The sequence below is a fragment of the Pseudomonas sp. K5002 genome, assembly GCF_013386655.1.
GTDB lineage: Bacteria > Pseudomonadota > Gammaproteobacteria > Pseudomonadales > Pseudomonadaceae > Aquipseudomonas.
Genome location: NZ_JACARK010000067.1, coordinates 1 through 5,434, shown reverse-complemented (window position 1 = coordinate 5,434; position 5,434 = coordinate 1). Strand labels below are relative to the sequence as shown.

The 5,434-nt window shown below is 59.7% G+C and carries 4 protein-coding genes; 2 read left to right on the top strand and 2 right to left on the bottom strand.

Annotated features, from left to right (window positions below; genetic code table 11):
- On the bottom strand, window positions 1-1,157 hold a 1,157-nt coding region (locus HX846_RS04145), incomplete at its 3' end, for a uracil-xanthine permease family protein (protein ID WP_178965015.1).
- 86 nt (window positions 1,158-1,243) lie between these two features.
- On the bottom strand, window positions 1,244-2,164 hold the full coding sequence (locus tag HX846_RS04140; RefSeq protein WP_087693467.1) for a LysR family transcriptional regulator: 921 nt from the start codon (window positions 2,162-2,164) through the stop codon (window positions 1,244-1,246).
- A 125-nt stretch (window positions 2,165-2,289) separates the two neighbouring features.
- On the opposite strand from HX846_RS04140, the gene HX846_RS04135 reads away from it, so the two are divergent.
- Both HX846_RS04135 and HX846_RS04130 read left to right on the top strand, forming a co-directional pair.
- Window positions 2,290-3,639, top strand: coding sequence for an aspartate aminotransferase family protein (locus tag HX846_RS04135; protein WP_008430786.1), 1,350 nt, complete (start codon window positions 2,290-2,292; stop codon window positions 3,637-3,639).
- 39 nt (window positions 3,640-3,678) lie between these two features.
- Window positions 3,679-5,172: a CoA-acylating methylmalonate-semialdehyde dehydrogenase gene (locus HX846_RS04130; protein WP_003211182.1), complete on the top strand. Its 1,494-nt coding sequence runs from the start codon at window positions 3,679-3,681 to the stop codon at window positions 5,170-5,172.
- Window positions 5,173-5,434: the final 262 nt, after the last annotated feature.

The window sequence follows — 5,434 nt, the reverse complement described above, 5'->3', positions numbered from 1 at the left end:
GCCTGGGCGAGAATGCGCACGCCGGCCGCCGCTACGCTGCCGAACATCACCAGGGTTGCGCCGCCCAGCACCGGCTTGGGGATTTGCTGCAGCACCGCACCAATCAACGGAAACAGCCCGAGGCAAAACAGTACCGCGCCGATGTACAAGCCGACGTAACGGCTGGCCACGCCGGTCAGCTGGATCACGCCGTTGTTCTGGGCGAATGTGGTGTTGGGAAAGGCACTGAAGGTGGCTGCGATCATGCAACTGATGCCATCTCCCAGTACGCCACCCTTGAGTCGGCTTATATAGGAAGGGCCGCTGATGGGCTGGCGGGCGATCATGCAATTGGCAGTGAGGTCGCCGACGGTTTCGATGGTGCTGATCAGATAAATCAGTGCTACCGGCAGGAAAGCGCTCCAATCGAAGTTGAAACCGAAGTGGAACGGTGTAGGCAGGCTGATCAATGGCAAGTCAGGCAAGGCTTGGGGCACCAATTTGCCGCTGAACCAGGCGGCGAGGCTGCCCAGTGCGAGGCCGATGATAATGGCGGAGAGCCGTACCCATGGCGTGTTCGAGCGGTTCAGCAGGATGATGGTCAGTACCACGAACAGGCCGAGTGCCAGGTTGGTTGGCGCGCCGAAGTCCGGGGCATTGAAGCCGCCTCCAAGGTCAGTGATGCCGACCTTGATCAGGCTGATGCCGATCAGTGTGATGACGATGCCGGTCACCAGCGGCGTGATTACCCTTTTGAGCTGACCGATGAAACGGCTCAACACGACCTGCACTGCGGCGCCGAAGAAGCAGATACCGAAAATCATCGCCAGGATGTCTTCCGGGCTGCCGCCGCGTTGCTTGACCAGAAACCCGGCCGACAATACGGCGCCGAGAAACGCGAAGCTGGTGCCCTGCAGGCAGATCATCCCGGCGCCAATGCCAAACGGCCTGCGCGCCTGGATGAAGGTGCCCACACCGGAAACCATCAATGCCATGCTGATCAGGTAGGGCAGGTGGGCGGTCAGGCCCAGGGTAGAGCCGATGATCAGCGGCGGGGTGATGATGCCGACGAAGGCAGCCAACACATGCTGCAACGCGGCAAGCAATGCAGGCAAAGGTTTGGGCCGATCGTTGAGGCCGTAGATCAGGTCGCTGGGGGTGTTGGATTCTGGCGGCATGGCGGGGAACTCATGGCTGGCGGTTCGAGATCCCCTTGTCTTGCAAAAAGCTGTCCAGTTGCTCAGGTTTTTCTGTAAGGCCCGTGTTAGCGCGTTGCGGCCAGGCTTTCGAGGAAGCTTTCCAGCACCAAATGAGGGCGACGGCCCTTGCGCGTGACCGAAGCGAGGCTCAAATCGTAAAAACGTGTAGCCGGTTTCAGCGCGCGCAGTCGGCCTTGTTGTACCCACAGGCTGGCGTAGTGGTCGGGCAGGTAGCCGATGTAGCGGCCGGTGAGGATCAGGAAGGCCATGCCCTCGCGGTCCGAGGCGCTGGCGGTGCAATTGAGTGCCTGGTAGTGCGCCTGGATATCCGCGGGCAGGCGGAAGGTTGGGGCGATGGCGTCCTGGCTATTGACGCGGTCGTCGTCCAGTTGCTTGTCGTCGGCGTAAAACAGCGGGTGGCCCACTGCGCAATAGAGCAGCGAGCGTTCGCTGTACAGCGGCTGGTATTCAAGTCCCGACAAGGCGCTGGCCTGGGGGACTACGCCGACATGCAGGCGGCCGTCGAGCACCCCTTGTTCGACTTCATTGGGGGCGATCATGCGGATCTGGATCTGTACATCCGGGCCGCGTTCCTTCAACTGTGCCAGGGCGTGGGTGATGCGCATGTGGGGCAGGGTGACCAGATTGTCGGTCAGGCCGATGATCAGTTCGCCGCGCAAGTGTTGGTGCAGGCCGTTGACCTCGGTGCGAAAACTTTCCAGGGCGCTGAGCAGCTGCAACGCCGACTGGTACACCTCGCGTCCTTCTTCGGTCAGGGAAAACCCCGCCCGCCCGCGTTGGCACAGGCGCAGGCCAAGGCGCTGTTCAAGATCACTCATTTGCTGGCTGATGGCCGAGCGGCCAATCCCCAGTACGGTTTCCGCCGCCGAGAAGCCACCGCACTCCACCACGCTGCGAAAGATGCGCAACAGTCGGATATCGAAGTCGCTGACTTGGGCCAGAGGGTCGGGTCGACGGCTGCTCATAGTTTAGTGAAGGCCTGACTGAAGGTTAGAAGAGTTGGATTTCACCGACTTTATCCCCGTGGCAATTTAGCTGCAACAACGCTTTTCAATCCCGACGCTGCCTTTTGCCTTGCGAGGTTTTGCTCATGAACATGCCCGAAAACGCTCCGTCCACCCTGGCCAGCCAACTGAAGCTGGACGCGCACTGGATGCCGTACACCGCCAACCGTAACTTCCATCGTGACCCGCGCCTGATCGTGGCGGCCGAAGGCAGCTGGTTGACCGATGACAAGGGGCGCAAGGTGTATGACTCGCTGTCGGGTCTGTGGACCTGCGGCGCCGGGCACACTCGCAAGGAAATCCAGGAAGCGGTCTCCAAGCAGTTGGGTACGTTGGACTACTCGCCGGGCTTCCAATACGGTCATCCGTTGTCGTTCCAGCTGGCAGAAAAGATTACCGACCTGACCCCGGGTAACCTGAACCATGTGTTCTTCACCGACTCCGGCTCCGAGTGCGCCGATACCGCGGTGAAGATGGTGCGTGCGTACTGGCGCCTGAAAGGCCAGGCGACCAAGACCAAGATGATCGGCCGTGCCCGTGGTTATCACGGCGTGAACATCGCCGGTACCAGCCTGGGCGGCGTGAACGGTAACCGTAAGATTTTTGGTCAGGGGCTGATGGATGTTGACCATCTGCCTCACACCCTGCTGGCGAGCAATGCGTTCTCCCGTGGCATGCCGGAGCTGGGCGGGATTGCCTTGGCGGACGAGCTGCTCAAGCTGATCGAGTTGCACGATGCGTCGAACATCGCTGCGGTGTTTGTTGAACCGATGGCGGGCTCTGCCGGCGTGCTGGTTCCGCCGCAGGGTTACCTGAAGCGTCTGCGTGAGATCTGCGATCAGCACAACATCCTGTTGGTGTTCGATGAAGTGATCACCGGCTTCGGTCGTACCGGTTCGATGTTTGGTGCTGACAGCTTCGGTGTGACCCCGGACCTGATGTGCATTGCCAAGCAAGTCACCAACGGCGCGATCCCGATGGGCGCGGTGATTGCCAGCACCGAGATTTATCAGACGTTCATGAATCAGGCGACGCCTGAGTACGCGGTGGAATTCCCGCACGGCTACACCTACTCGGCCCACCCGGTTGCCTGCGCGGCTGGCTTGGCGGCACTCGACCTGCTGCAGAAGGAAAACCTGGTGCAGAGCGTGGCCGAAGTCGCACCGCATTTCGAGAATGCGCTGCACGGCCTGAAGGGCAGCAAGAACGTGATCGACATTCGTAACTATGGTCTGGCCGGTGCGATCCAGATTGCCCCGCGTGATGGTGATGCCATCGTGCGTCCGTTCGAAGCGGGCATGGCCTTGTGGAAAGCCGGCTTCTACGTGCGCTTTGGCGGCGACACCCTGCAGTTCGGCCCAACCTTCAACAGCAAGCCGCAGGACCTGGATCGCTTGTTCGATGCGGTCGGCGAAGTGCTGAACAAGATCGACTGATTTCTCCTTCTATATAGAACAACTTTTCAGGAGCCCTGCATGAGCCTCATCCAGCATTTGATCAACGGCCAATTGGTCACCGAAAACGGTCGCACTGCCGACGTGTACAACCCGTCGACTGGCCAGGTGATTCATCAGGTGCCGTTGGCCAGCCGTGAAACCATTCAAAGCGCCATCGATTCGGCCAAGGCAGCTTTCCCGGCCTGGCGTAACACGCCACCGGCCAAGCGTGCCCAGGTGATGTTTCGTTTCAAGCAATTGCTTGAGCAGAACGAAGCGCGTATCTCCCAGCTGATCAGCGAAGAGCATGGCAAGACCCTGGAAGATGCGGCCGGTGAGCTCAAGCGCGGGATCGAGAACGTGGAGTACGCGTGCTCGGCGCCGGAAATCCTCAAGGGCGAGTACAGCCGTAACGTTGGCCCGAATATCGATGCCTGGTCTGACTTCCAGCCGTTGGGTGTGGTGGCCGGTATTACGCCGTTCAACTTCCCGGCGATGGTGCCGTTGTGGATGTATCCGCTGGCGATCGTCTGCGGTAACTGCTTCATCCTCAAGCCGTCGGAGCGTGATCCAAGCTCGACGCTGCTGATTGCACAGTTGTTGCAGGAAGCTGGCTTGCCTAAAGGCGTGCTGAGTGTGGTGCATGGCGATAAAGGCGCGGTGGATGCGCTGATCGAAGCGCCGGAAGTCAAGGCGTTGAGCTTTGTCGGCTCGACGCCGATCGCCGAGTACATCTATTCCGAAGCCACCAAGCGCGGCAAGCGTGTACAGGCGTTGGGCGGGGCGAAGAACCATGCGGTGCTGATGCCGGATGCGGATCTCGATAACGCTGTCAGTGCCTTGATGGGCGCGGCGTATGGTTCTTGCGGTGAGCGTTGCATGGCGATCTCTGTTGCCGTGTGTGTCGGCGACCAGGTGGCTGACGCATTGGTCGCCAAGCTGGTGCCGCAGATCAAGGCGCTGAAGATTGGTGCGGGCACCACGTGTGGATTGGACATGGGGCCGCTGGTCACTGGCCAGGCGCGCGATAAAGTCAGTGGCTATATAGAGGACGGCGTTTCTTCGGGTGCTGAGTTGGTCGTCGATGGTCGTGGCCTGAGTATTGCCGGTAATGAAGATGGCTTCTTCCTGGGGGGCAGTTTGTTCGACCGCGTGACCCCGCAGATGCGCATCTATAAAGAAGAGATCTTCGGGCCGGTGCTGTGTGTGGTTCGGGTGAACAGCCTGGAAGCGGCCATGCAGTTGATCAACGATCACGAGTACGGCAACGGCACCTGTATCTTCACCCGTGACGGTGAGGCGGCGCGGTTGTTCTGTGACGAGATTGAAGTGGGTATGGTTGGCGTCAATGTGCCGTTGCCGGTGCCGGTGGCTTATCACAGCTTTGGTGGCTGGAAGCGCTCGCTGTTTGGCGACTTGCATGCCTATGGGCCGGATGGGGTGCGGTTCTATACGCGTCGCAAGGCGATTACCCAGCGCTGGCCGCAACGGGCCAGTCATGAGGCGTCGCAGTTTGCCTTTCCTAGCTTGTAGGTTCGGTAAGTAGAAGGCCGGCCCCTTGGGGCCGGCCTTTGCTTTTCAGGGCTTTTTTGACCGATATGACAGTATTGTGAAAAAAGGTGTTGACGGCAGATTCTGGAAGTCTATAATTCGCCCCACTTCCGGCGCAGTCGAAACGGAAAACTCCTTGGTAAACAAAGAGTTATGTAGGTTTCGATAGCGAGCTGCTTCAGATCATCGAAGCCCAGAAGGAGTTAGTAAGGCAGTGTTGTTTGGCCCTATTAACGTTTCGATC

Coding starts and splice junctions, on each gene's coding strand:
- HX846_RS04140 (WP_087693467.1), bottom strand. CDS start 2,164: ATGAGCAGCCGTCGACCCGACCCTCTGGCCCAAGTCAGCGACTTCGAT.
- HX846_RS04130 (WP_003211182.1), top strand. CDS start 3,679: ATGAGCCTCATCCAGCATTTGATCAACGGCCAATTGGTCACCGAAAAC.
- HX846_RS04135 (WP_008430786.1), top strand. CDS start 2,290: ATGAACATGCCCGAAAACGCTCCGTCCACCCTGGCCAGCCAACTGAAG.